General features: G+C 71.8%; 22 protein-coding genes and 1 pseudogene. 10 read left to right on the forward strand and 13 right to left on the reverse strand.

The window, feature by feature from the left end; translation table 11 throughout:
* Nucleotides 1-19: 19 nt before the first annotated feature.
* Nucleotides 20-1,234, forward strand: coding sequence for a hypothetical protein (locus BMY89_RS27300; protein ID WP_232521572.1), 1,215 nt, complete (start codon nt 20-22; stop codon nt 1,232-1,234).
* Here the strand turns inward: BMY89_RS27300 and murD are convergent.
* A complete protein-coding gene (gene murD, locus BMY89_RS27305; protein WP_092382952.1) occupies nt 1,159-2,508 on the reverse strand; it encodes a UDP-N-acetylmuramoyl-L-alanine--D-glutamate ligase in 1,350 nt (449 codons plus the stop codon). The two genes, BMY89_RS27300 and murD, sit on opposite strands and share 76 nt — an antisense overlap.
* A 90-nt stretch (nt 2,509-2,598) precedes the next feature.
* On the opposite strand from murD, the gene BMY89_RS27310 reads away from it, so the two are divergent.
* Nucleotides 2,599-3,954, forward strand: a complete 1,356-nt coding sequence (locus BMY89_RS27310; protein ID WP_092382954.1) for a MurL-like N-terminal domain-containing — start codon at nt 2,599-2,601, stop codon at nt 3,952-3,954.
* Nucleotides 3,955-4,090: 136 nt separating this feature from the next.
* Here BMY89_RS27310 and BMY89_RS27315 read toward each other — a convergent pair whose 3' ends face one another.
* The 4 genes from BMY89_RS27315 to BMY89_RS27330 form a co-directional block, all read right to left on the reverse strand.
* Nucleotides 4,091-6,049, reverse strand: a complete 1,959-nt coding sequence (locus BMY89_RS27315) for a PucR family transcriptional regulator (RefSeq protein ID WP_443673924.1) — start codon at nt 6,047-6,049, stop codon at nt 4,091-4,093.
* A gap of 120 nt (nt 6,050-6,169) precedes the next feature.
* Nucleotides 6,170-7,048: a TrmH family RNA methyltransferase gene (locus BMY89_RS27320; RefSeq protein WP_372433336.1), complete on the reverse strand. Its 879-nt coding sequence runs from the start codon at nt 7,046-7,048 to the stop codon at nt 6,170-6,172.
* 20 nt (nt 7,049-7,068) lie between these two features.
* The gene (locus BMY89_RS27325; protein ID WP_092382960.1) at nt 7,069-7,608 is read right to left on the reverse strand and encodes an RNA 2'-phosphotransferase; all 540 of its coding nucleotides are present in this window, start codon (nt 7,606-7,608) and stop codon (nt 7,069-7,071) included.
* Nucleotides 7,605-8,468: a LysR family transcriptional regulator gene (locus tag BMY89_RS27330; protein WP_092382962.1), complete on the reverse strand. Its 864-nt coding sequence runs from the start codon at nt 8,466-8,468 to the stop codon at nt 7,605-7,607. The genes BMY89_RS27325 and BMY89_RS27330 overlap by 4 nt, the downstream gene beginning before the upstream one ends.
* A gap of 70 nt (nt 8,469-8,538) precedes the next feature.
* On the opposite strand from BMY89_RS27330, the gene BMY89_RS27335 reads away from it, so the two are divergent.
* Together BMY89_RS27335 and BMY89_RS27340 are read left to right on the forward strand one after the other, a co-directional pair.
* Nucleotides 8,539-9,066: a hypothetical protein gene (locus tag BMY89_RS27335; protein WP_092382964.1), complete on the forward strand. Its 528-nt coding sequence runs from the start codon at nt 8,539-8,541 to the stop codon at nt 9,064-9,066.
* Between the two features lie 53 nt (nt 9,067-9,119).
* Nucleotides 9,120-9,569: a hypothetical protein gene (locus BMY89_RS27340; RefSeq protein WP_092382966.1), complete on the forward strand. Its 450-nt coding sequence runs from the start codon at nt 9,120-9,122 to the stop codon at nt 9,567-9,569.
* Here the strand turns inward: BMY89_RS27340 and BMY89_RS27345 are convergent.
* Nucleotides 9,566-10,648 carry a DNA glycosylase AlkZ-like family protein gene (locus BMY89_RS27345; protein WP_092382968.1) on the reverse strand — a complete coding sequence of 361 codons (1,083 nt, stop codon included), beginning with the start codon at nt 10,646-10,648 and terminating at the stop codon, nt 9,566-9,568. The two genes, BMY89_RS27340 and BMY89_RS27345, sit on opposite strands and share 4 nt — an antisense overlap.
* Before the next feature lie 10 nt (nt 10,649-10,658).
* Nucleotides 10,659-10,994, reverse strand: a complete 336-nt coding sequence (locus tag BMY89_RS27350; RefSeq protein WP_092382970.1) for a hypothetical protein — start codon at nt 10,992-10,994, stop codon at nt 10,659-10,661.
* Nucleotides 10,995-11,284: 290 nt separating this feature from the next.
* Between BMY89_RS27350 and BMY89_RS27355 the strand changes: the two genes are divergently transcribed.
* The 5 genes and pseudogenes from BMY89_RS27355 (at nt 11,285) to BMY89_RS27370 (ending at nt 15,448) form a co-directional block, all read left to right on the forward strand.
* Nucleotides 11,285-12,082 (forward strand): helix-turn-helix domain-containing protein, encoded by a 798-nt coding sequence (locus BMY89_RS27355; protein WP_092382972.1) that lies wholly within the window; start codon nt 11,285-11,287, stop codon nt 12,080-12,082.
* Entirely contained in the window at nt 12,069-12,257 is a 189-nt protein-coding gene (locus tag BMY89_RS27360; protein WP_092382974.1) for a DUF397 domain-containing protein, read from the forward strand. Before BMY89_RS27355 ends, BMY89_RS27360 begins: the two co-directional genes overlap by 14 nt.
* A 461-nt stretch (nt 12,258-12,718) precedes the next feature.
* Nucleotides 12,719-12,931 (forward strand): annotated as a pseudogene (locus BMY89_RS31165) (DUF4034 domain-containing protein); the annotation flags it as partial.
* A gap of 320 nt (nt 12,932-13,251) precedes the next feature.
* Nucleotides 13,252-13,503 carry a hypothetical protein gene (locus tag BMY89_RS31170; protein ID WP_232521576.1) on the forward strand — a complete coding sequence of 84 codons (252 nt, stop codon included), beginning with the start codon at nt 13,252-13,254 and terminating at the stop codon, nt 13,501-13,503.
* Between the two features lie 91 nt (nt 13,504-13,594).
* Entirely contained in the window at nt 13,595-15,448 is a 1,854-nt protein-coding gene (locus BMY89_RS27370) for a thiamine pyrophosphate-requiring protein (RefSeq protein ID WP_092382976.1), read from the forward strand.
* 88 nt (nt 15,449-15,536) lie between these two features.
* Here BMY89_RS27370 and BMY89_RS27375 read toward each other — a convergent pair whose 3' ends face one another.
* From BMY89_RS27375 to BMY89_RS27390, 4 genes are all read right to left on the reverse strand, one after another.
* Nucleotides 15,537-17,729 carry a transglycosylase domain-containing protein gene (locus BMY89_RS27375; RefSeq protein WP_092382978.1) on the reverse strand — a complete coding sequence of 731 codons (2,193 nt, stop codon included), beginning with the start codon at nt 17,727-17,729 and terminating at the stop codon, nt 15,537-15,539.
* Nucleotides 17,730-18,019: 290 nt separating this feature from the next.
* Complete coding sequence (locus BMY89_RS27380) at nt 18,020-18,826, reverse strand: hypothetical protein (RefSeq protein ID WP_092382980.1); 807 nt, start codon at nt 18,824-18,826, stop codon at nt 18,020-18,022.
* 173 nt (nt 18,827-18,999) lie between these two features.
* On the reverse strand, nt 19,000-20,109 hold the full coding sequence (locus BMY89_RS27385) for an SPFH domain-containing protein (protein WP_092382982.1): 1,110 nt from the start codon (nt 20,107-20,109) through the stop codon (nt 19,000-19,002).
* A gap of 4 nt (nt 20,110-20,113) precedes the next feature.
* Entirely contained in the window at nt 20,114-20,584 is a 471-nt protein-coding gene (locus tag BMY89_RS27390) for an NfeD family protein (protein ID WP_092382985.1), read from the reverse strand.
* An 84-nt stretch (nt 20,585-20,668) separates the two neighbouring features.
* On the opposite strand from BMY89_RS27390, the gene BMY89_RS27395 reads away from it, so the two are divergent.
* Entirely contained in the window at nt 20,669-21,988 is a 1,320-nt protein-coding gene (locus tag BMY89_RS27395) for a serine hydrolase domain-containing protein (RefSeq protein WP_092382987.1), read from the forward strand.
* A 43-nt stretch (nt 21,989-22,031) separates the two neighbouring features.
* Here the strand turns inward: BMY89_RS27395 and BMY89_RS27400 are convergent, their stop codons facing one another.
* Both BMY89_RS27400 and BMY89_RS27405 read right to left on the reverse strand, forming a co-directional pair.
* Entirely contained in the window at nt 22,032-23,324 is a 1,293-nt protein-coding gene (locus BMY89_RS27400) for an AI-2E family transporter (RefSeq protein WP_170147793.1), read from the reverse strand.
* A gap of 92 nt (nt 23,325-23,416) precedes the next feature.
* The gene (locus BMY89_RS27405) at nt 23,417-24,226 is read right to left on the reverse strand and encodes a DUF3097 domain-containing protein (RefSeq protein WP_092382990.1); all 810 of its coding nucleotides are present in this window, start codon (nt 24,224-24,226) and stop codon (nt 23,417-23,419) included.
* Nucleotides 24,227-24,328: the final 102 nt, after the last annotated feature.

The raw sequence follows: 24,328 nt of genomic DNA on the forward strand, positions 1-24,328 counted from the left end.
TGGTCGGTACGATCCGAGCGTGCCCGCGCGTCCCGTGTCACCGCCCGGGCCCACCGGCCCGTCCGTGCCGCTGCCGAACAGCACCCCCGACGGCGGGGTCGACGCGATCAGCAGCGGCATCGCCCGTTGGGTCGGCAGCGCGCCGCTACGGGAGTTGGTGGCCCGCTTCGGTGGCCGCTGGCCGGCCGGCGACCTCGCCACGGTGCTCGCCGGGTTGGACGACTTCTCCGCCGGTCAGTGGGACTTCCGGGCCGGCCGGGAGCGGCCCGAGGCCCGGGAACCCGACCTGGACGACGCCACCGCCGCCCAGGTCCATGCCGCCGCCAGCGCGCTCGGCCTGGTCCGGCCACGGCCACCGGCCCAGCTCCGGTACGCGCACCTGGTGGTGCTGGGCGGGCTGGCCCACGCCTGCCTGCGCCGGGTGGCGTACGCGGCACACCTGCTGCACGCCGGCCCGGGGGCCCAACTCGCCCCGGCCGGCGCCACCGGCGCTACCGGAGGCGTCGAGGTCAGCGGCGAGGTGGCGGTGCTGGGTAGTTACCGCCCGCTGTCCGAGGTCGAGCGGCGTACCCTCGCCGACGCCGGCGTGTCCGGCTGCGACACGGAGGTCGACGCGCTGGACGCGGCGGTGCGGCGCAGCTTCGGGGTGTCCGTCCCGGAGGTCGACGACGGGCTCGATGCCGGCCATCCGCACCACTCGTGGTCGTCGCGGACCTACCGTCCGGCCGGGACACCGCCGGTGCGGGTGCTGGCCGCGCCGTCGAGCGAACCGGAGCGCCGCCGCGCACACACCGCCGACACCCAACGGTTCTGGGCCGAGCACGCCCAGCTCGCCCCCGGCGACGAGGTGCTGCTGGTCACCGCGCCGATCTACGTGCCGTTCCAGCACTGCGACGCGCTACGCACCCTGGCGGTGCCGTACGGCTGCGAGATCGAGACGGTCGGCGTCGACCCGACCCTGCCGGAGCTGGTCCGGTTGCCGGAGCCGACCCTCACCCCCGGCCGCTACCTCCAGGAGATCCGCTCCGCCATCCGCTCGATGCGCGCCCTGTACCCCACCCTCCCCAGCACTGTTGATCATGACGCTGACGGAGTCAGATCCGCCGGACCGACCCGCCAACCTCATGATCGACCGCAGGCCCCGGGTGGGGCGCGGGGTCAGGCCGGGGTGGTGGCGCGGACGGCCTCGGCGAAGACCTCGGAGCGGTGTTCGAAGTTGCGGAACCGGCCGTAGCTCGGTGCGGCCGGCGACAGCAGCACCACCCCGCCGGCCGGGGTGACCTGCCGGGCCAGCTGCACCGCCTCGGTGAGGTCCTCGACCAGTTCGGTACGCACCTTCGGCAACCCGTCGAGCGCGGCCACGATCCGGGGGCCGCTGTCCGGAATACCGATCACGGTCAGCTCCCGCTCGGCCAGGTGATCGCGCAGCGGGCCGTAGTCGACACCCCGGTCGCTGCCGCCGACGATCACGGTCAACGGCCGCCCCTCGTACGCGTCGATGGCGTGGATGGCCGCGTACGGGCTGGTCGCCAGGGTGTCGTCGACGAAGGTCAGGCCGGACGGGTCGGCGATCTCGGTCAGCCGGTGGGCCAGCCCCTGGAACTCGGCGACCGCCACGGCCAGCGTGTCCTTGCGGTCGACCAGGTCCACGCCGAGCGTGTCGAGCACGGCCAGCGCCACGCAGAGGTTGCCCTCGTTGTGCCGACCCACCAGCGGCAGCACCGCCCTCGGGAAGAGCGGCTGGTCGACCCGGTGGAACCAGGGCGTGCCGTCCGGGCCGGCGGCGACGTTCACCGAGTCGGCCGTACCCGCCCGTACCGCCGCCCGGTCGCCCAACTCGAACGCCAGCCGCGGGTCCGCGCCGTTGACCACCACGGTGCGCGGGCCGTACGCGAGCAGATTGAGTTTGTCCCGGTAGTACTCCCGCTCGCCGCCGTGCGCGTCGAGGTGTTCGGGGAAGAGCGCGGTGACCACCGCCACCCGGGGCGAGTCGGTCAGGTCGCTGCACTGGTAGCTGGACAGCTCCAGCACGTACAGCTCCGACTCGGGCAGGTCCAGCGTCGGTACGCCGATGTTGCCGCCGAAGACGTTCGGCCGGTCCACCGCCGTCAACAGGTGACTGATCAGGCTCGACGTGGTGCTCTTGCCCTTGCTGCCGGTCACCGCGATGGTGCGCTCGCCGTGGTCGGCCATCCACAGCGAGGTGCCCTGGGTGACGGTCGCCCCACGGTGACGCAGCTCCACCAGCCACGGGTGGGTCTGCGGCACACCCGGCGAACGGACCACCACGTCGGCGGCGGCCAGCCGGTCGAAGCCCTCCTCACCGCTGACCAGCGGGGCGGCCTCCGCCAGCGGCCCGTCCCACGGCAGCGAGAGGAAGTTGCCGCTGTCGTCGACGGCGACCAGGTCGGCCGGGCCGTGGGCGGCGATCGCGATCACCGCGGCCCGCCCCTCCCGGCCGGCCCCCCAGACGGCGACCTTACGTCCGCGCAGGTCAGACAGGCGCACAAGCTCTCCTCGGGTGCGACAGCGGCATGGGCACAGGCACGGTCCGGCGGAGCCGGGCACCGCAGGACGAACCAGGGCCTAGTATGGCGTGTGCTCAACACGCAGCTGGCGCGGATGGACGCCTTCACCTTCCCGTCCTACTCGATCGACCTCTCCACCGGCGAGGCGTTGTTCGACTACGCCCTGACCGGGCGCGACGGTGAGCAACGGTTCACCGAGGTGATCACGTTGCCGGTGCCCGAGGAGTCGCCGTCGGACGCCGCCGTGGCCGCTCTCGGCCGGGTGCTCGAGCTGCTGCACGTCGTGGCCGGGGTCAGCTACTACAAGACCGCCGCGCCGGGGCAGCTGGTGCTGCCGGCACCGCTCGGCCCGGCCGCCGTCGAGTTCGTCACGGCCGTCTACACCAAGGGCCTCGCCGAGTACGCCTACCGCAATCAGCTGCCGTACGTGCTGGAGCTGACCCCGCAGGTCCCGGACGGTCGGGTGCCGCCCGCCGCCGAGTACGACAACTCCGATCGGCGCCCGTTGTCGGCGGTCGGCGGCGGCAAGGACTCGATCGTCAGCCTGGAGGCGTTACGCCGGGCCGGCCTCGACCCGGTGCCCTTCTCGGTCAACCCGAACCATGTGATCAAGGCGGTGAACGAGGCGTCCGGGCTCACCCCGCTCGCGGCCCGACGCCGCATCGACCCGGTGCTGTTCGAGCTGAACGCGGCCGGCGCCCGTAACGGCCACATCCCGGTGACCGCGATCAACTCGCTGATCGCGGTCGCCACCGCGGTGCTGCACGGGCTGGGACCGGTGGTGATGTCCAACGAGCGCTCGGCGTCGGACCCGAACCTGAGCTGGAACGGCCACGAGATCAACCATCAGTGGTCCAAGGGCATCGAGGCCGAAGGGCTGCTGCGGGCGGCCCTGGCCGAGCACGCCGGGCTGACCGAACCGTACTTCTCGCTGCTGCGTCCCCTGTCCGAGTTGCACATCGCCCGGCTCTTCGCCACCATCGACCGCTACGACGACGTGGTCACCAGCTGCAACGCCGCGTTCAAGCTCCGCGACGCCAGCGAGCGGTGGTGCCGAGACTGCCCCAAGTGCCGATTCGTCTTCCTGGCCATGGCGCCGTTCATGCCCCGCGAGCGGCTCACCCACATCTTCGGCGGAGACCTGCTCGCCGACTCCACGCAGATCCCCGGCTACCGCGAGTTGCTCGGCGTGGACGGGCACAAGCCGTTCGAGTGCGTCGGCGAGGTGGAGGAGTCGGTGGTGGCGCTGAGCCTGCTCGCCGAGCAGCCAGACTGGCGCGACACCCCCGTCGTCCGCGCCCTCGTCGCGGCGGTCCCCGACACCGCCTGGGCCACGGCCGCCACCTCCGACACCTTCACCCCCGCCACTGCCGGCCACCACATCCCCCCCACCTACACCAAAACCCTCCAAACCCTCACCCCCTAACCCCCCACCCCGCCCCCACCCCGCCCCCGCGCCCCCGGCCCCCGCCCACGTTGATCAAGAAGTTTTGGTCAGCACAGAGATCAAAAATGGCGCAAACTTCTTGATCAACGCGCGCAGGGGGGTGGGGGTGGGGGTGTTAGGGGGTGCGGATGGTGTCTAGGGCTAGGAGGGCGACGTGGAGGGAGAGGCAGGCGTCGACCGAGTCGAGGTCGACGTCGAGGATCCGGCCGATGCGGGCCAGCCGCTCGTAGAACGCCGGGCGGGACAGGTGGGCGGCGACGGCCGCCGCCGATTTGTTCCGGCCCTGCTCCAGGTACGCCCGCAGGGTGCCGAGCAGCTGCTCACGCGGATGCTGGGCGTCGTACGCCAGCAGGGTCCCCAACTCCCGTTCGACGAACGTCTGTAGGCGCGGCTCGTCCCGCAGCAGGTGCAGCAGCCCGGCGAGCCCGACGTGCGGCAGCCGGAAGATCGGTAGCTCCCGGCGGTCCCGCCGGGCCGCCTCGGCGACCTGCCGTGCCTCGGTCAGCGACCGTCCCGCCTCCCGCAGGCTGCCCACCCCTGACCCGGCCGCGATGATCAGCCCGCTGGCCGACCGGCCGGACGCGGTCCCTCTGTCACCACTGCCCGACCGGACCGGCGCGGTCCCCTTGTCACCACTGCCCGACCGGACCGGCGCCGGATCGGCGAACCGCAACTCGGCGGACCGCGGATCGACGGACCGCAACTCGGCGGACCGCAGATCGGCGGGCCGCGGATCGCTGGGTCTCGGACCGGTGGGCCGCGGATCGGGGCGGGATCGGCGCAACGCGGCGGCGAAGGCGGCGAGCGCCCGCTCCTCCGAAGCCGGGTCCGGCAGCGCCAGCAACACGCCGACCGCCTGGTCGTCGACGGCGCTGGTCAGGCCGGTCAGGTTGGCTTCCCGCAACGCCTGTCCCACCGACTCGGCGAGATCCCGCAGCCGAGCCGGACCGGGATCACCACCGGAGCCCGCGTCATCGGCCGGGCCACTGTCTGGCGCCGGGTCGTCGGCGCGGTGCCGGATCACCACCCCGACCAGGTGTCGGCGCTCAAGCACCAGGCCCAGTCCTCGGGCCCGCAGGGCCACCTCGTCCACCGGACGGGATCGGTCCAGCAGCGCGGTGAGCAGGGTCCGGTGGATCTGCCGTTCCAGCCCTTCCTCGTCGCGGCGGATGAGCCGCCCCAGGGCCAGCGTCGAGGCGGCCCGCTCGACCAGGATCGTCAGGCGGGTCGGCGGCACCACCGGGCCGACCACCACACCGTCCACCCGGCTCGGAGCACCATCGTCCAGCCGGCTCAGAGCATTACCGTCCACCCGGCTCAGCGCATTACCGTCCAGCCGGCTCAGCGCACCGCCGCCCGGCCAGCGCAGCAGCAGCCGACCCCAGTCCTCACCCCGGGCGCCCACCGTGGTGACCAGCCAGCCGCTGTCCGGGTCGTACGCGGTGCGGCCGGCCGGCCGGATCCGCCGCGAGTGCTGCTCCCACCCGTTCAACAGCAGCTCGGCGTTCTCTCCCGCCGGGTCGTACGCGAGCACCTGGCGGGACAGGTTCTCCAGCACCACCGGGCAGCCGGACAGCTCGGCGGCCTGCCGGACCACCTCACCCGGGTCGGCGCCCTCCACGGACAGCTCGGTGAACCGCTGGTGGATCTCCTCGGTGGCCCGCAGCTCGGTGAGTTGGGCGTCCACGATCAGGGCGTGCACCGCCTCGGTGATCCGGACGAACGGGGTGGCCCGGCGCAGCTCCACCAACGGCAGGCCGTGGCGTTCGGCGGTGGCGACCATCACCCGGGGTACGCCGCTGAGGTAGCGCCGGCCCAGCTCGACCACGAGCCCGGAGACACCGACACCCGCCAGGTCGCCGATGAAGGCCCGCAGCCCGGCATCGTCGGCGGGCAGCCCGATGCCGGTGGTGAGCACCAGTTCGCCGCCGCCGAGCAGGGTCGCGATGTCCGGCACCTCGGCCACGTGCACCCAGCGCACCGGGCGGTCCAGCCGGGCCTCGCCGGCGACCAGGCGCGGAGCGCCGTGGCGTACCGGGTCCAACGCCAGGACCTCACGGACGGTAGGGAACACGGGCGACACGGTACCCGCAGCTCTTCGCGAACCTCGACCGTCCGGCCCGCCAGGTGCCAGCTCGGCCCACCGGCCGGTGGGCGGTGCGGTTCGGGCCTCGACGGCGACGTCGAGCCCGGGCTACCAGGGGTCGTCGCGGCCCAGTTCCCAGCAGGCCACGGCGGTGGCGGCAGCGACGTTCAGCGAGTCCACGCCGCGCCGCATCGGGATCACCACGCGTACGTCGCTGGCCGCCATGGCCGCCCCGGTCAGCCCCGCGCCCTCGGCGCCGAGCAGCAGCGCGGCCCGAGCCCGCTGGGCCTGGTCGAGCCGCTGAACGGGCACTGCGTCCAGCGCCGGGGTCAGCGCCAGGACCGTGAAGCCGGCCGCCTGCACCTGCGCCAGGGCCGCCGGCCAGGGCTCCAGTTTGGCGTACGGCACGGCGAAGACCTCGCCCATGCTGACCCGTACGCTGCGGCGGTAGAGCGGGTCGGCGCAGGTGGGCGAGAGCAGCACGGCATCCACGCCGAGCCCCGCGACCGCCCGGAAGATGGCACCCAGGTTGGTGTGGTTGTTGACGTCTTCGAGGATCACCACCCGTCCGGCGGTGGCCAGCACCTCGGCGGCGGTCGGCAGCGGCTTGCGTCGGAACGAGGCGAGCACCCCCCGGTGCACGTGGAAGCCGGTGGCCGAGCGCAGCACGTCCTGCGTGGCGGCGTAGACCGGGGCGTCGCCGGTGTCCAGGTCGGCGAGCTGGTCGACCCGCTTGGCGTCGACCAGGTACGACCGGGCCGGGTAGCCGGCCCGCAGCGCTCGGCGCAGCACCAGCTCACCCTCGGCGATGAACAGGCCGTGCGGCGGCTCCCAGCGGGTCCGCAGCTCGACGTCGGTCAGCGCACGGTAGTCGCCGATCCGCTCGTCGCCAGGATCGGTGATCAGCTCAACAGGCACCCGCCGATTCTCCCGAACCCCCACCTCACCCACCGACCCCACCCATCCATCCGGTGGGACCGGGGCGATCGGCGGGTTGGGCGGCGGGGTCAGGTCGGGGTGGCCAGGTAGGTGGGGGGTACCCGATCGGTCAGCCAGACGCCGTTGACGGCCCGGTAGAAGGTGAAGCCGTCGCGGTGCATGCCGGCGGCGTCGACGGTGAGGATGACCGGTTCGCCGCGTCTGGCGCCGACCGTCGCGGCGGTCCGCCGATCGGAGGAGAGGTGGACGTGGGTACGGCCGCGCGGCAGGAGTCCGTCGACGCCGATGCCGACCAGGAAGCGGGCGACGGTGCCGTGGTAGAGCAGCGGCGGCGGCGTGGCTGGCTGCAACTGCAGGTCGACCCGGATCGAGTGGCCCTGGGCAGCCCGGATCCGACCCTCGTGCAGCTCGAACCGTTGCCGGTCGGTGCCGGTGACCAGTTGGGCGAGCAACTCCGGGCCGACCGGCCGACGGTGCCGCGCCAGCGCCGCGAGCAGGACGTCCACCTCGATCCAGCCGCCCGGGTCGAGAGTGATCCCGACGGCGCCCGGGCGGTGCCGCAGCACGTACGCCAGGAACTTGCTGGTCGAGGTGAGCCGGTCGGTCACGGACGGTGCCCGAACTGGTCGAGGAGGTCCCGCACCAGCGACTGTCGTTGCGGGCGCCAGGCGGCCCAGTACCGGATCTTCGGCAGGCCGTGGATCGGGACCGCGCGCAGGCCGTCGGGGACCTCGACGCAGCCGTTGACGATGGTGGCGCCCACGCCGAGCGCGACCAGGTGCACCAGCAGATCCCAGCCGTCGACCTCGGCCGCGACCTGCCAGGTGACGTCCGCGTCGAGCAGGGCGCGGTCCAGCGCCCGCCGGTGCGCTCGCCCGACCGGCGGTACGACGAGGTCCAGCCCGTCGATGTCGCGGAGCCGGATCTGCCGGCGGGTGGCCAGCGGGTGCCCGTCGTCGATCACGAGCACCTGCCGGTACGCGGCGATCTGCACCGCCTCGACCTGCCGTCCCGGCGGATCGTGGGCGATGACGGCCAGGTCGGCCTGACCGGCGGTGAGGGCGGACAGGGCACCGTCCCGGTTCGTGGTGATCACATGTACCCGGCGGCCCTGGCGGCCGATCTGCCGGATCGGCTCGGCGATCACCCAGCGAAGCGCCCCCCGGCCGGCGGCGATGGTCACGGTCGGCGCGGTGTCCTGGTGGAGTTCCCGCAGGAACTCGTCGGCCCGGCGACGCGAGTCGAGCGCGAACGCGGCGAGGCGTTCGCCGGCGGCGGTCAACGTGAGTCGGCGGCCGTCGCGTTCGTAGAGTTCGGCGCCGAGTGCGGCGGACAGCTTCCGGATCTTCACGTGCAGGGAGGGCTGGCTGATGTGCAGCACGGCCGCGGCGGTGGTGAAGTTGCGGTGTTCGGCGAAGACCGCGAACGACCGCAGTGCGTCGGGTTCGAGGAGGTCCCGTCCGTCCATAGCCTACGACTATAGAGACGTGGCCAAAGAATAGTTCCGCAGCGACGTTTGGGCTCGCATCCTGGTCCGCATGAACGATCACACTCCGCGACTCGGCGTCGACATCGGCCGGGTCATCATCGACGGCCCCAACCATCCGGGCGGCGGCGACACCGCATTCTTCAGCGGCGACGAGGCCACCATGCTGGCGACTCCGGAGGTACCCGGTGCCGTCGAGGCCGTCGCCCGCCTCGTCGCCCTGTTCGACGGCCGGGTGTGGCTGGTCTCCAAGTGCGGCCCGCGGGTAGCGGCCCGTACCCGCAGATGGCTCGACGCCCACGACTTCTACCGGCGCAGCGGCCTTGCCCGCGACCACGTCCGGTTCTGTCGCACCCGGGCCGACAAGCGGACGCACTGCCTCGAACTCGGGCTGACCCACTTCGTGGACGACCATCCCGAGGTGCACGCCGCGATTCGCGGCACCGTCGCCCACCAGTACGTCTTCGGGCCGCAACGCCGACCGGTGCCCTCCTACGGTCGGCACACACCTACCTGGGCCGACGTCGAACGCCTCGTCACCGACTCGCTGGGTGAAACCTGTCGTACCCGGTCGCCATGATGCCTGTCGTGGGGCCGTGACGGCTCACTTGTGGACGCGAGAGGAGCAGCCGGATGGAGCCCGGACCACCGAGCCGCATAGCCATCGACCACGACGACTATCACGCCGAGCACGTGGGTCGCACGGCCGACGGTCGGCAGTTCTTCCTCACCACCCCGTTCGAGCCCGCCTACGGCAACGACGAGGGTCAGGAGTTCGTCGCGTGCTACCTCTTCGACACCGAGGGCCGGTTCCTGGAGGCGAGGATCGACACCTTCGGCTCGAGAGCACTGATGGACCGCGAGGCGCGACGGACGGCGTACGAGGCCAGGCTGGCCGAGCTCGGCGAGGTCACCTTCACCCGCATCGAGGTCGAGCCGTTCTCGGTCGACCGGTTCGGCACCACCTTCGGGCTGATCCCCAGGGCGCCCGAGGATGACGACGACACCTGGTGGGTGACCCTCGAACCGGGCGACTACATGGCGTTCAGCCCACCGTGGGACAGCGGCGAGTACGACACCTAGTAGCCGGTGACCGTGAGGCCGAGCCAGCCGGCGAGGTTCTCGATCTCGGCGCGCACCTCGGCGGTCATCGCCCCGGTGAAGGCGACGTCCTCGTGCACGGCGTTGACGACCAGGGTGCCGGCCTTGCGGTCGGCGGTGGCATCCAGCTTGCCGACGAGTCGATCATGGTGGAGCACGGGCAGGGCGAAGTAACCCCAGCGGCGCTTCTGCCGGGGCTTGTACATCTCCAGCAGGTACTCGAAGTCGAAGAGCTGCTCGGTGCGTACCCGGTCGTGGATCAGCCGGTCGAAGGGTGAGAGCAGCGCCGTGCGTCCCTCGAACGGCAGCCCCACGTACGCCGGATGCACGCGCCAGGTGCCGGGCGTGCCCTCGACGACGGCCTCCTCCCCCGCGTCACCGACGTACGGCGACTCGCCCGGCATCTGGGTACCGCCGGACCGGGCGATCCCGAGTGCCGCGAGCCGACGCTCGTTGCGGTGCCGGGCCGCCGCCTCGGGGTCGAGTTCGGACAGGTCGACGGGGTAGACCCGCTCGGGCAGATCCCAGTGGCGCTGCCGCCCCTTACGGCCGGAGATCGCCACCTGCCCGTCCCGGGCCAACAGTTCCAGCATCTTGGTGACGTTGCGGTTGTTGGTCCAGCCCGACGACGGCCAGGGCACCACGCTCGTGTCGGGGATGTCCCGGGACAGCAGCGGGCCCTTCTCCTCCAGCAACGCCAGGATGTCGCGGCGGAACGACTCGTTCTCCTCGATCCAGGCTCGGAATGACGGGTGGGTCGCGGCCCGGGCCTCGGCGAGCACGGCGGCCAGGTCGCGGGGCGGCCGGATGTAGGCGACCGTCTCCACCAGAGTCCGGTCGGGCTCGATGGCCCGGGTCAGGTGTGCGGGCTGGTAGCTCGGGCCGAGCCGGCTCCACAGCACCAGATCGGCGCTCGGCGCGATGGCGGCGGTCGGGTCGAGCTGCAGGATCGTCAGTCGGTCGACGACCTCGACCAGGTCGGTCGGTCGCGGCTCGGCGAGCAGCTGGGCCCCGATCGCGATCCGACGAGCTTCGTCCCGCGTCAGGCGGTGGGCGACCATGCCACCGACCCTAGTCGACGGACCTTCCAGGATCCGCGCACTGCTGTCGGCGAGGTCGGGCCCAGGCCAGGAAGCGGTCGAACAGCGCCTTGGGCTCGGGGCCGTCGTGCGGGTTGAGGTGGTAGAGGTCGCGCATCGCCTCGTACATCAGGCCGGCAAGGTAGATCGACAGCCCGGTCAGGTCGTGGTCGTACTCGGCCCGCAGCAGCAGCCGGGCCGACCCGCACGGCCACGGCTGCCCGTCGGCCCGGCAGCACCACATCGGCCGCAACGGGGTGTGCGGGGCGTCGGGGCCGGCGGGGTACGGGCGGCCTGGCCGCATGTCGACCTCCCTCAAGGCGTACATCTGTGGTCGCTATGGCCTCAACAGATGCACCCACAGCGGCGGTGGGAAGGGGCCGCCCCGGCACGGGGGAAGCGCGGGACGGCCCCGGAAGCAGGACCCGCCCCAGCCCGTCCGGCGTGGAGCGGATCCGCATGCGTGACAGTCTGCTGAGAACGCCACTACGCTCGGAAGCCGTCGGGCCTGGTCGCGGCGATGTTCCGTGGATCGTGACAGCCGTCTGTCGGCGGCCAGTGCTGGTGGGATACCGACTGGCGGCCGTTGGCGATCTTGACTACTTCGGCGGAGGACGCATGGAAGGTGAGCAGAGCGTGGAGCTGATCCGCGTCCAGCTTCGCAAGCAGCGGGCGTTGGCCGGCATGAACCAGGAGGAGTTCGGTAAACGGACCAACTACTCGGGCTCCACGGTGTCCGCAGTGGAGACAGGCACCCGCGCGGTCGATCTGCCGTACGCCCGCCGGGCTGACGAGATCCTGGAGACCGGCGGCCTCTTCGAGTCGCTGCTACGCACCGCCCAGCGGGACGGCCAGCCCGCCTGGTTCATGCCCTGGTTGAAGGCGGAACGTGCCGCCCGGCAGCTGCGCTGCTTCCATCCGACGTTGATCCCCGGCCTGCTACAGACCGAGAACTACGCCCGGGCGGTGCTGCGCTTCGACGACACCCGCCCGGAGCAGGAGATCGAGCAGCAGGTCGCGGCCCGGCTGGAACGTCAGGAGATCCTCAGGCGCGAGCGCCCGCCGCAACTCGTCGCGGTGATCGACGAGACCGTGCTGCGCCGCGCCGACGCCGTCATGGCCGAGCAACTCGCCCACCTGCTGCGGATGGCCGAGCTGTCGCACGTCCACATCCACATCATCCCGGCCCGCGCCGGCCTGCACGTCGGCCTGTCCGGGCCGCTGCTACTGGCCCGGCTCCCGGACGGCACCTGGGTCGGACACCTGGAGAGTCAGCTCGGCGGCGAGGAGGCCGACACAGAAGAGCACCTGGCTACACTGCTGGCCAGATGGGAGTGCCTCCGAGGCGTCGCCCTCCCCGAAGACCTCTCGGTCGCCCTGATCAAGGAAGTTGAGAGCCAACATGGACCTCAGTAACGCCAGGTGGCGGAAGTCCACCCGCAGCGGCACGTCCGGTGGCGACTGTGTCGAGGTGGCCGACAACCTGGCCGGCGTGATCGCCGTCCGGGACAGCAAGGACCCAGCCGGCCCGGTGCTCGCCTTCGCCCCGGCCGCCTGGCGGTCGTTCGTCGGCTCCACCAAGCGCCCCTGACCACTCCCGGCGGCCACCTGGTCGACGACAGGACGCGCCAGGCGTTCGCGAGCTGCGGCATGGTGCGCCTTCAGCGTCCGCCGACGCCCGACATGCCCGTCAGCACCAGAAGCGACACGGCGACGGCGACCGGCAGGGGGACCTCGTCCCACACGGCCCGCAGGTGCCCGAACCGCCCTGTCCGGCGGGCTTGGCGGTGTCGCCGCAAGGAGTCGGGCGACGCTCGGCACCGGCAGCCACGGCCAAATCTGATCATCTAGTATCGGCGGCCGGTCCGGCGTACGAGGTGGGGGTTGGGTTGCATGTGGCCGTTCAGGAAGCGACCAAAGGATCCGTTCCTGGACCCGACCTACGGTGACCCGCACCGGAAGGCGCTGATCCGGGCGTTGGAGAAGCGCAGCTGGAAGTTCGCCCGGGAGCTGCTCAACATGGCCGCCGATCCGGACGAGATGGCCTTCCTGATGGAGGCGGTCGGCGGGGTCGACGGGATCCAGGACTGGATCGATGCCGAGCCTGAGTCGACGCTGCCCGTGCTGGTCGCCGGCTGTCACGCGGTGCACTGGGCGTGGGAGGCCCGTGGCGGCAAGCGGGCGAAATACACCACTGCTGCCCAGTTCAGGGGTTTCCATGAGCGACTGCGCCACGCCGAGACGTTGTTGCGGAGGGTACTCGACCGCGAACCCGACAACGTGACCGCGTGGGCGTGGCTCGTGACCAGTTCCCGGGGCCTCGGCGTCGGGTCGGCGGAGGCTCTGCAACGCTTCGAGGCGGTGACCCGCCTACACCCGGGGCACGTGGTCGCGCACGAGCAGCGGTTGCAGTATCTGTGTGCAAAATGGTCCGGCAGTCACGAGGAGATGTTCGATTTCGCCCGGGGCGCCGCAACGGCGGCCGGACCGAACAGCCTCCTGCACGAACTCGTGGCCGTCGCCCACATCGAGAAGTGGAGCAACTCTGACCGAGATGAGCCAACGAGTACATCGTCTCGGACGAGGTGCGAGCTGAACTTGTCGACGCGGCGGAGAACTCCATCTTCCATCCGGACTACATCCCCGCCGGCCCTGGCTGGGCACCCCGCGTTTCGACATTCGCCATGGCCTTCGAACTGGCCGACGAGTTCGATGCGGCCAGGCACGCGTTCGCGCTCCTCGACGGGTTGGTTACCGAGTGGCCATGGCAGATTCTCGGCGACCCGGTCGAGAAGTTCACCGGCTCACGCGACTATGTGACCGCGAACGCCAGCTGACGATCCAGAGCACTGCGCGCGGGCGGTTATGTCTGGATAAACAGGGAATGCGGGCCACTCCGTTGAGTAGCTCGATTGGAAGGCGTACCCGATGAGCGCAGACCACATCGGCACGCTCGTGCCGGCCGACCCGTGGCCGCTGCCCCGCGGGGCCACCGTCGCGGACCACATCGTGCAGCGACTCGCCTGCTGGGGCGTACGCCGGTACTTCGGCTTTCCGGGCGACGGCATCAACGGCATGACCTCGGCGCTGCAACGGACCGACGAACAGACCCAGTTCGTCCAGGTACGGCATGAGGAGACCGCCGGGTTCGCCGCGTCGGCGCACGTCAAGTACGGCGGTGGACCGATCGGTGCCGTCCTGGTCACCAGCGGCCCCGGCGCCATCCACGCCCTCAACGGCCTCTACGACGCCAAACTGGACCACCAACCGGTGGTGGCGCTGGTCGGGCACACCGCGCTCACCGCCGAGGGGGGCGGCTACTACCAGGAGGTGGACCTGCTCGCCCTCTACAAGGATGTCGCGGCAGCGTTCCTGGCTCAGCTCGACCACCCGTCGCAGGTACGGCACCTGGTCGACCGGGCCTGCCGGACCGCGCTGGCCCGGCGTACCGTCGCCGCGCTGGTCCTGCCGCTCGATGTGCAGGACCTGGACGCGATGCCGAACCCCCCGCACGCGCACGGCTACTACCACACCAGCAGCGTGCCGAGCAGCGGCCCGACCGTGCCGCCGGAGACGGACCTCCGGCACGCCGCCGAGGTGCTGGCCAGCGGCGAGCGGGTGGCCATGCTGGTCGGCCAGGGCGCGCTCGGTGCCGAGAACGAGGTACGTGAGGTGGCCCACCGCCTCGGCGCGGGGGTGGCGACGGCGCTGCTCGGCTTCACCGCCGTGGATCACCGAGAGCCGTGGGTGACCGGTGCCATCGGCCTGCTCGGCACCCGCCCCAGCTGGCAGCTGATGAAGGAGTGCGACCGGCTGCTCATCGTCGGCAGCAACATGCCGTACTCGGAGTTCTACCCACCGCCCGGCCAGGCGCGGGCGGTGCAGATCGACCACGACGGCACCCAGCTCGGCCTGCGCTACCCGACCGAGGTGAACCTGACCGGCGACGCCGCGCCCACCCTGCGCGCCCTGCTGCGGGAGCTGGGACCAGGGCTGGGACCGACCCGCTGGCGACAGACCATCGCCGGGGCCACCGCTGCCTGGCGGCAGTCGCAGCGGGAGCTGGCCGAGCAGAACGCCAACCCGGTCAACCCGCAATTGCTCTTCGCCAGCCTCAGCGAGCGGCTGCCCGACGACGTGATGCTCGCCGTGGACTGCGGCACCACCACCGCCTGGTACGCCCGCCATGTGAAGGTCCGTCCGGGAATGCTGGCCAGTCTGTCGGGCACCCTGCTGTCCATGGGCGGCGCCATGCCGTACGCCCTCGCCGCCAAATTCGCCCACCCGGACCGCCCGCTGGTGGCCCTGATCGGCGACGGTGCCATGCAGATGAACGGGGTCAACGAGCTGATCACCGTGGCCAAGTACTGGCAGGGCTGGGCCGATCCACGGTTCGTGGTGCTGGTGCTCAACAACCGGGACCTGGCGTTCGTCAGCTGGGAACAGCGCTCCACCGAGGGCACGCCGATGTTCCCGGACAGCCAGCAGCTGCCCGACATCGCGTATCACCGGTGGGGCGAGGTGCTGGGGCTGCGCGGGGAGCTGGTCGACCATCCCGACCAGGTGGCCGAGGTGTGGGACCGGGCGCTGCGCGCGGACCGCCCCACGGTCATCAACGCGCTGGTGGATCCGGCCGAGCTGATGATGCCCCCGCACTTCACCGTCGACCAGGCCCGCAACACGGCGGCGGCGATGCTGCGCGGCGACACCGACTGGGCCGGCATCGTCCGCCGCGGCCTACCCAGCGTCGTCACCACCTACCGCCCCCGCTCTGCCCGTTGACGTGTAAGGAAGGGCCCCTTCTTAACGCCTCGTGTATAGCAGGGGCCCCCTGTTAACAGCGCAAAACCGGCACGAGCGCGTGGGGTGGTCAGCCTCGGTTCTGGAACCAGCGGCGCAGGTCGGACAGGAGGTCTTCGCCGGCGGGACGGCGGTCGTCGAACGGGTCGCGCTCGACCGGGCGGCGGGGGGTGCCGACCAGTTCCCGGCTGGGGGCGGCGAAGTCCTGCTCCGGCTCGCCGTCGACGGCGGTGTCGATGATCCGGGCGACCGCGTCGATCACTCGGGCCTGCACGGCGGCGCCGACCGAGTCGGTCGGGTCGTCCGGGTTGGCGGCGATGCCGGCGACCGCTACCTGCGGGGTGAATCCGACGAAGCTCTCGGTGGCGGCCTGGTCGGAGCTGCCGGTCTTGCCGGCCACCGGACGCCCGTCGAGGATCCGGTTCACGCTGGTGGCCGTGCCGCCGTTGCACTGCCCGAACGCGGACTGCTGGCCGACCGGGCAGCGCGCCGCGTCGGTGGCGGCACGGGCCACGTCGGCGTCGAGGACCTGCCGGCAGGACGGGTCGCCGACCGGCAGCCGCTCGCCGTCCGGCGCGGTCACCGACACCACCGGCACCGGCGCGCAGTACGTCCCCTCCGCCGCCACGGTGGCGTACGCGTTGGCCAGGTCGAGCGGGGTGGTGGCGGCCACGCCGAGAGTGAACGCGCCCCAGTTGGCCGCGTCGTCGGCGGCGAAGTTCGCGTCGGAGGAAGCGCGGAAGGTGATGCCGAGCCGCTGCGCCATCTCGACCACCTTCTCCGGTCCGACCTGCTCGGCCAGCCAGACGAAGTAGGTGTTGACCGAACGGCCGAAGCCGTCCCACATCATCCGGTAGCCGTCCATCCAGTCGGGGTTGGCGTTGGCGGGGCACCACCGGCCGCCGCAACTGCTGTCACCGTCGGCCGCGTACCGGGTGGGCAGCCGGCTCGGCGCGTCGAAGCCGGTGGCCAGGGGCCGGCCGGACTCCAGCGCGGCGAGCATGGTGAACAGCTTGAACGTGGAGCCGGCCTGGTAGCCGGCGACCCCGCCGCCGCCGGAGATCAACGGGTTGACCGTGTTCGGGTAGTTGACCTGCCCGTCGGGGTTGGCGTCGAGGCTGTAGTGGCGGTTGACCGCCATCGCGAGGACCCGGCCGGTGCCGGGCTCGACGGCGGCGATCGGCAGGGCGCGCGGGTTGTCGTACCCGTAGACCTCGGTGGCCTGCTGCTGTGCGGTGGCCTGGATCTGCGGGTCCAGCGTGGTGACCACGGTGTAGCCGCCGCGACGCAGCGCCTGTTCCCGCTCGTCGACGGTGTCCCCGAACTCCGGCTGGTCGACCCACCAGCGGCGCAGGTAGTCGCAGAAGAATCCCCAACCGTCGGACCCGTCGTCCGAGGCGGCGCAGCCGTTGGCCTGCTCGCTCGGGTCCAGGGTCAACTCCTCGGCCTTGGCCTGGGCGGCCTGCTCGGCGGTGACCGCCCCGGTCTCGGCCATCGCGTCCAACACGTGCCCCCGCCGCGCGAGCGCCGCCTCGGCGTCACCGTCGATCGGGCTGTACGCCTCGGGTGACTGCACCAGGCCGGCGAGCAGGGCCGACTCGGCGAGGGTCAGCTCGGCCGGAGTCTTGGAGAAGTAGCGCTGGCTGGCGGCGGCGATCCCGTACGCCCCGGAGCCGAAGTAGGCGATGTTGAGGTAGCGGTTGAGGATCTCGTCCTTGCCGAGGCGCTGCTCCAGCGCGTTGGCGTACCGGATCTCCTGGATCTTGCGCACCACGGTCTGCTCGGTCGCCGCGGCCCGCTCCTCGGCGGTGCGGCTCGGATCGGTCTTGAGCACGTTGCGCACGTACTGCATGGTCAGGGTCGAGCCACCCTGCTCGGTGCCGCCCTCGGTGACGTTGGTGACCAGGGCACGCAGCATGCCGCGCAGGTCGACGCCGCCATGGTCGTAGAAGCGCCGGTCCTCGATGGCCACGATCGCCTGCCGCATCACCGGGGCGATCTCCGCCAGCGCCACGTCGGTGCGGTTGATGTCGTAGAACGTGGTGAGCAACGTCTTGCCGTCGTTGGCGTAGAGATACGACCGCTGCGGGGTGGCCGGGGTCCGCAGCGCGTCCGGCAAGGAGGCGTAGTTCCCGAGCGCCGACTGCGCGGCGAGACCGAGCAGCAGATTGCCCGGAAGCGCTACGACCGCCAGGACCAGACCGGCGAGTACGCCGGCCAGCACGACGGTGAACAGCCGCGACAGCGGCGTAGGGGTGGCCATGGTTCCCAGGATTGCCGCGAAAGCCACCTTCCGGCCACCGGAATCGCCAGGTTGTCAGGCAATTCACCGTCATTTGCCAGCCGTCTTTGCACTGCGCAGCCCGGACCGGGGTGGGCCGCGGTGGAGGAACCGGGCAGCAGGCGCAGCGGGTCACGACCGGGACGGCGCACCCGCCACGGTTGACAACCGGGCACCGCACCCGTCAGCACCGGTCGGACACACCGACCGGGCACCGCCCACGTCGGTACCCGGTCCGCTGGGTCGCCGCTCGGGCGCGGCCCGCAGGGTGGTCAGGCCGCGCCCAGCGGCCCGGTACCGCCCGGCCCCACTGGCCCGACCGGACCGGTGGCGACGCTGGCGCTGGTGGCGTCGCGGAGGATCTCGCGCGGCATCAGCCGGCCCGACCGGTAGCAGATGCCGATGCCGGCGATCAGCACGAAGATCGCTCCGAAGGTCTGCAACGAGCCGATCAGCGCGCCGCCGATGCCGAGCAGCGGGCTGGCGATGATCAGCATCGTCCCGTCCCCGATGCTGAACATTCCCGAGCGGGCCACCGCCCACCCGGTGAGCAGCCAGCCGACGGTGTAGCAGGTCGCACCGACCAGCACCAGCGACCGGGCGGTGGTGCCGAAGACCGGCGTCTGTTCGGAGAGCCCGGCGAAGGGCAGCATGAGCACCGTGCCGGCGATGCTGACCAGCAGCCCGGCCACCGCGGCGTGCCGGCTGCGGGTGGCGGCGAGCAGGCCGGTCAGCCCGAGCAGGGCCAGCAGGCCGAGCCAGACCGCGGCCACCCAGCCGATCAGGTACAGCGCCCGACCGTCGGCCGGGTAGGGGTCGTTGCCCACCCCGCCGTCGCTGGCCATCGCCACCGCGCCGTAGAGGATGGCGTACGCCGGAAGCAGCCAGACCGCGGCGCGGGCCAGCCGCCGCAGCGACCAGGCCCAGCTGGCGTTTGTGGCCGGTCCGGGCGGTGCCGGCTCGTCGACGAAGGGCAACACACCGAATCCGCCGCCGGTACGCCGGCTGCCGAGCGGTCCGTTGGGGTCGTGTGCTCCGGGCGCCTCCGGCGTGGACCACAACCGCTTCACCGGTTCCATCCGTCACCTCGCTCATCCATGCGCGGTGCCGGGACACGCCGAAGCGCCCCGATGCCTGGCCACCGCCCGTCTACCAGCGATGGTGGCAGGCACCGGAGCGCCTCATGAGCCTTTCTCGCATTTACCTGACCGCCGGCCCGGACCGGTCGAACCGGTCCGGACCGGCGCCGGTGTCAGCCTCGCTCGCGCTGGTCGGAGGTGTCGTTCAGCAGGCTCGCCGGGGAGACCGGCTCCGGAGCGGGCAGCCCCTGCGGCGCGTTGCCGCCGGTGACCTGCGCCTCGGCCACACGTACCTCGTTGTGGATCTCCTGGGCCGCCAGGGCGGCGGCCTGCGCGGCCTCGGCCGCCTCCCGCTCCACCGCGCTGGCGTCGTCGGAGGCCTCCTTGCTCGGCACGTCACCGACCATCTGGCTCAGCCCGCCGAGCGCGCCGCCCATGCCCTCCAGGGCCTTGGTCAGCTCAGCCGGCACGATCCACACCTTGTTGGCCGTGCCGTTGGCGATCTGCGGCAGCGCCTGGAGGTACTGGTACGCGAGCACCTTCTGGCTCGGGTTGGCCTGGTGGATGGCGTCGAACACGGTGCGGATCGCCTTCGCCTGGCCCTCGGCCTGCAGGATGCGGGCCTGCCGGTCACCGTCGGCGCGCAACACCGCGGACTGCTTCTCGCCCTCGGCGGTGAGAATCTGGGACTGCTTGTGACCCTCGGCGTTCAGGATCGCGGCCCGGCGGTCCCGCTCGGCGCGCATCTGCTTCTCCATCGAGTCGCGGATGCTGGCCGGCGGCTCGATCGCCTTGATCTCGACCCGGGTGACCTTGATCCCCCACCGGCCGGTGGTCTCGTCCAGCACGCCGGAAAGGTGCCGGTTGATCTCCTCACGACTGGTGAGGGCGCGCTCCAGGTCCAGCGAACCGATCACGTTACGCAGGGTGGTGACGGTGAGCTGCTCGATCGCCTGGAGGAAGTTGGAGATCTCGTAGGTGGCCCGGACGGAGTCCACCACCTTGAAGTAGAGGACGGTGTCGATCGACACGACCAGGTTGTCCGAGGTGATCACCGGCTGCGGCGGGAAGCTGACCACCTGCTCACGCATGTCGACCTTGGTACGCACCGCGTCGACGAACGGGACGAGGATGTTGAGCCCCGGGTTCAGGGTGCGCTTGTACCGACCCAGCCGCTCGACCACGTCCTGACGCTGCTGCGGCACGATCCGCACCGACTTGGCCAGGGTGATCACCGCAATCAACGCCACGGCTATCAACAGGACGGGGAACACGAATTCCATCCGTTCACCTTTCCGCTTCGGGTAGCTCACCGGGCGTCGCAACGTCCCGCCACACCAGGGCTACCGCTCCCTTGACCTGAATAACCTGCACCCGTTCGCCGGGTGCGAAAACCTGAGTGGCGTCATAGGCGCGGGCACTCCACACCTCACCATCGATCTTCACCATGCCCCGGTCGGCGTCGACCTGCTCCAGCACCAGGGCGGCGGAGCCCTCGATCGCCTCGACACCGAACACGGTTTCGTCGCTGTCGGAGCTGGTCTGCTTGTGCCGCTGGATCACCGGGCGCGCGGCGAACACGGTCAGCGCCGACACCACGGCGAAGACCACCGCCTGCACGGCCACCGGTGCACCCAGCGCCGCAGCGCCGGCAGCGGCGAACGCACCGACCGCAAACATGATCAGGAATAGGGTCGCCGTAAAAATCTCAGCGACCGCCAGTACCACACCCAGCACGATCCACAGCACGGCATCCACAGCTAGATCGTGACATGGCAATGCACGTGTCATCGAACTGTCATTATCGCCAGGCCCGCGACAACCACCATCGAGGGAGAGTTCGTGCCCCTACGTCCCGAAACCGCCCGACAGATCGACGCCCTGGTGGCCGACGCGCAGTCCACCGGTCACGTCCCGTCGCTGATCGTCGGCGTGGTCCGCGGCGGTGGTCTGGCGCACCTGGCCACCGCCGGCGGACGACCGAGCCCTGACGCCGATCTGCAGTACCGGATCGGCTCGATCACCAAGACGATGACCGCCGTGCTGATCATGCAGGAACGCGACGCCGGCCGCCTGGCCCTGGACGACCCGCTGCGGCGACACCTGCCCGAGGCCGCCGCGGCCGGCCCGGTCACCCTGCGGCAGCTGCTCGGGCACGCCGGTGGCCTGCAACGCGAGCCCGACGGGCCGTGGTGGGAGCGTAGCGAGGGCGTCGACCTGGCCACCCTGATCGCCGGCTTCGGTGCCACCAAGATCGCATACCCGCCGCACCGCGCCTTCCACTACTCCAACCTGGCGTACGGGCTGCTCGGCGGGGCACTGGAACGAATCACCAGGACGCCCTGGGCGCAGCTGGTGCGGGAACGCATCCTCACGCCGCTCGGCATGCACCGCACCACGTACGCGGCCACCGGACCGTTCGCACCGGGCTACGTGGTGCACCCGTGGCACGACACCCTCCGGGAGGAGCCGCGTACCGACACCCGGGCGATGGCCCCCGCCGGGCAGCTCTGGTCGACCGCCACAGATCTCGCGCGATGGGCCGCCTTTCTCGCCGACCCGGACCCGACCGTGCTCGCACCGGCCACCCTCGACGAGATGTGCGCCCCGGTGGTCCTCAGCGACCTCGACTCCTGGCGCGGCGGGTACGGCCTCGGTATCCAGCTGACCCGCGTCGGCGACCGGATCCACGCCGGGCACGGCGGCTCGATGCCCGGATACGTCTCCGTGCTGGCCGTGCACCGCCGCAGCCGCACCGGCATCATCGGCTTGGCCAACTCGTACGGCTTCCGCACCGGCCACATCAGCTCGCTCGGCCTGCAGATCCTCACCCGCGTGCTGGACGCCGAGCCCGAGCCGCCCCTCCGATGGCGCCCGACCGACGCACCGCCCCCGCCCGACGTGGCCGAGCTGGCCGGCCGCTGGTGGTGGATGGGCACGCCGCTCGACGTGAGCTGGGACGCCACCACCGGGGATCTCCTCGGCGCGCTACGCGGCGAGCTGCTCAGCCGCTACGTCCCCGAGGCGCCGGATCGATGGCGCGGACGCAGCGGCCCCGAGGACGGCGAGACGCTGACCGTGCTGCGTGACGACGCGGGCCGACCGGTGGCCCTGGACATCGCCACCTTCGTCTTCACCCGTACCCCCGACGACGAGCCCTGACCGCCACGCCGGCCGGCAGGTGGCGAGCTGCCGGCCGTGGCTGTCACGGCGCGCTCGACCTGACCACCACTGCCTCGGGTACCGGCGGCGGCGGGATGGGGCGGGGCCGGGACAGGCGGCGGACCGCGGTGTTGAGCACGGCGACCAGCGGTACCGCGACGAGCGCGCCGATGATGCCGTCGAGCACCACGCCGGCGGTCACCGCCAGCACCACGGGCAGCGGGTGCAGGGCCACCGCCCGGCCCATGATCCACGGCTGGAGGATGTTCCCCTCCACCTGCTGGACCACGATCACCGCCCCGAGGATGATCAGCGCGGTGACCCAGCCGCCGTCGACGAGTGCGACCAGGACCGCGACCGCTCCGGACAGCGTCGCGCCGACGATCGGGATGAACGCGCCGAGGAACACCAGGGCGGCCAGCGGGAAGGCGAACGGCACGTCGAACACGACGAGGGCGATGCCGATGCCGACCGCGTCGATGAACGCCACCAGCACCGTGGCCCGCACGTAGGCCACCAGGGTCAGCCAGGAGGCGCGGCCGGCGTCGTCGGCCCGCCAGCGGGCGGCGACCGGGAGCGTCCCGACGACGAACCGCCAGATCCGGTCGCCGTCGCGGAGGAAGAAGAACGCCGCGAAGAGCACCAGCAGGGTGCCGGTGAGCACCTCGACCACGGTGCCGGCGGTGGAGATCGCGCCGCTGGTCAACGACTGACTGTTCTCGTTGATCCAGTTCTGCCCGGCCTCGATGTACTGGTCGAGCTGGCCGTCGGAGAGGTTGAGCGGTCCCTCGCGCAGCCAGTCCTGGATCTGCCCGATGCCGGCCGAGGCACTGGCGGTCAACTCGGGCAGCCCGGCGATGAACTGGTTGACCACCAGGGTCAGCGTGCCGACCACCGCGGCCAGGCCGCCGATCAGCACCACGGCGGTGGCGAGCGTACGGGGGAACCGGGCGCGCAGCAGCCAGCCGACGGCCGGCGCCAGCAACGCGGCGAGCAGGAGCGCCACCAGCAGCGGGACGATGACGATCCGGACGGCCCCGACGAACCGCAGCAACCCCCAGCCGACGATCCCGATGACGATTAGTCGCCACGACCAGGCGGCGGCGATCCGCAGCGCCCTGGGCACGTCCGCGTCGTCGCGACTGGTGGTCGACGGCGGGCCGCCGTCGGCTACCGGCCCGAGGGTCTCGGGCTCGGGACCGGTGATCAGTCTCTCGGACTCCTCGGCGCGCTCCGCCCGGCGGGCGCGCTCCCTCTCCCGGGCCGCGTACACCGACTCGCGTCCCGCGTCGTACGCCTGGCGCAACCGCTGCCGCAATCGCTGGGACCGATTCAAGGCGGGTACCCCCGGGGGTGGGTAGGGATTAGGCTGTCCACGGTAGTGGTCCGGCACGTCCTACGCTCGGGCACCTCACCGCGGGCGTCTGGTCAGGCCGGCTCGGTCACGAAGTCGATCAACCGTTCCATCGCGTTGATCAGGGGCGTCTCCACGTCGGCGAAGCTGTCCACCCTGGAGAGGATGTGTCGCCACATGGCGGCCGGCTCGGCGACACCGAGCGCGGCGCAGACGCCCTCCTTCCACGGCCGCCCCGGCGGCACCACCGGCCACGCCGCGATGCCCAGCGCCGCCGGTTTCACCGCCTGCCACACGTCGACGTACGGGTGGCCGGTGACCAGGACGTGCGGGGAGTTCACCCGGGCCACGATCCGGCTCTCCTTCGAGCCGGGTACGAGGTGGTCGACCAGCACGCCGAGCCGCCGGTCGGGACCGGGGCCGAAGTCGCGTACCTCGGCGTCGAGGGCGTCGATGCCCGACAACGGTTCCACCACCACCCCCTCGACGCGCAGGTCGTCGCCCCAGATCCGCTCGACCAGAGCGGCGTCGTGCACGCCCTCCACCCAGATCCGGCTGGCGCGGGCGACCCGGGCGCGTACCCCGTCGACCGCGACCGAGCCCGACGCGGTGCGGCGGCGGGCCGCCGGCACCGGGGATCTGGTCGGGCGACGCAGGGTCACCGGACGCCCGTCGAGCAGGAACGCGGCCGGCAGCAGCGGAAAGTTTCGCCGCCGGCCGTGCCGGTCCTCCAGCACCACCGCGCCGGAGTCGAAGCCGACCACCGCCCCGCAGAAACCCGAGTCGGCGTCCTCGACCACGAGATCCGGTTCGGCGTCGACCTCCGGAATCACCTTCCGCCGCCGCCAGTCCCCCGCCAACACATCATCGCCGTACCGCCCCATCCCGCCACGCTAATCCCACCCCCACCCCACCCCACCCCCCCCCCCCCCCCCCCCCCCCCCCCCCCCCCCCCCCCCCCCCCCCCCCCCCCCCCCCCCCCCCCC

Source organism: Micromonospora phaseoli (assembly GCF_900109115.1).
GTDB lineage: Bacteria > Actinomycetota > Actinomycetes > Mycobacteriales > Micromonosporaceae > Micromonospora > Micromonospora phaseoli.

Excerpts from the sequence above, each read along its gene's own strand:
- BMY89_RS27330 (WP_092382962.1), bottom strand. The coding sequence starts at position 8,468 with ATGGACGGACGGGACCTCCTCGAACCCGACGCACTGCGGTCGTTCGCG.
- BMY89_RS27335 (WP_092382964.1), top strand. The coding sequence starts at position 8,539 with ATGAACGATCACACTCCGCGACTCGGCGTCGACATCGGCCGGGTCATC.
- BMY89_RS27340 (WP_092382966.1), top strand. The coding sequence starts at position 9,120 with ATGGAGCCCGGACCACCGAGCCGCATAGCCATCGACCACGACGACTAT.
- BMY89_RS27345 (WP_092382968.1), bottom strand. The coding sequence starts at position 10,648 with ATGGTCGCCCACCGCCTGACGCGGGACGAAGCTCGTCGGATCGCGATC.
- BMY89_RS27350 (WP_092382970.1), bottom strand. The coding sequence starts at position 10,994 with ATGTACGCCTTGAGGGAGGTCGACATGCGGCCAGGCCGCCCGTACCCC.
- BMY89_RS27355 (WP_092382972.1), top strand. The coding sequence starts at position 11,285 with ATGGAAGGTGAGCAGAGCGTGGAGCTGATCCGCGTCCAGCTTCGCAAG.
- BMY89_RS27360 (WP_092382974.1), top strand. The coding sequence starts at position 12,069 with ATGGACCTCAGTAACGCCAGGTGGCGGAAGTCCACCCGCAGCGGCACG.
- BMY89_RS27370 (WP_092382976.1), top strand. The coding sequence starts at position 13,595 with ATGAGCGCAGACCACATCGGCACGCTCGTGCCGGCCGACCCGTGGCCG.
- BMY89_RS27375 (WP_092382978.1), bottom strand. The coding sequence starts at position 17,729 with ATGGCCACCCCTACGCCGCTGTCGCGGCTGTTCACCGTCGTGCTGGCC.
- BMY89_RS27380 (WP_092382980.1), bottom strand. The coding sequence starts at position 18,826 with ATGGAACCGGTGAAGCGGTTGTGGTCCACGCCGGAGGCGCCCGGAGCA.
- BMY89_RS27385 (WP_092382982.1), bottom strand. The coding sequence starts at position 20,109 with ATGGAATTCGTGTTCCCCGTCCTGTTGATAGCCGTGGCGTTGATTGCG.
- BMY89_RS27405 (WP_092382990.1), bottom strand. The coding sequence starts at position 24,226 with ATGGGGCGGTACGGCGATGATGTGTTGGCGGGGGACTGGCGGCGGCGG.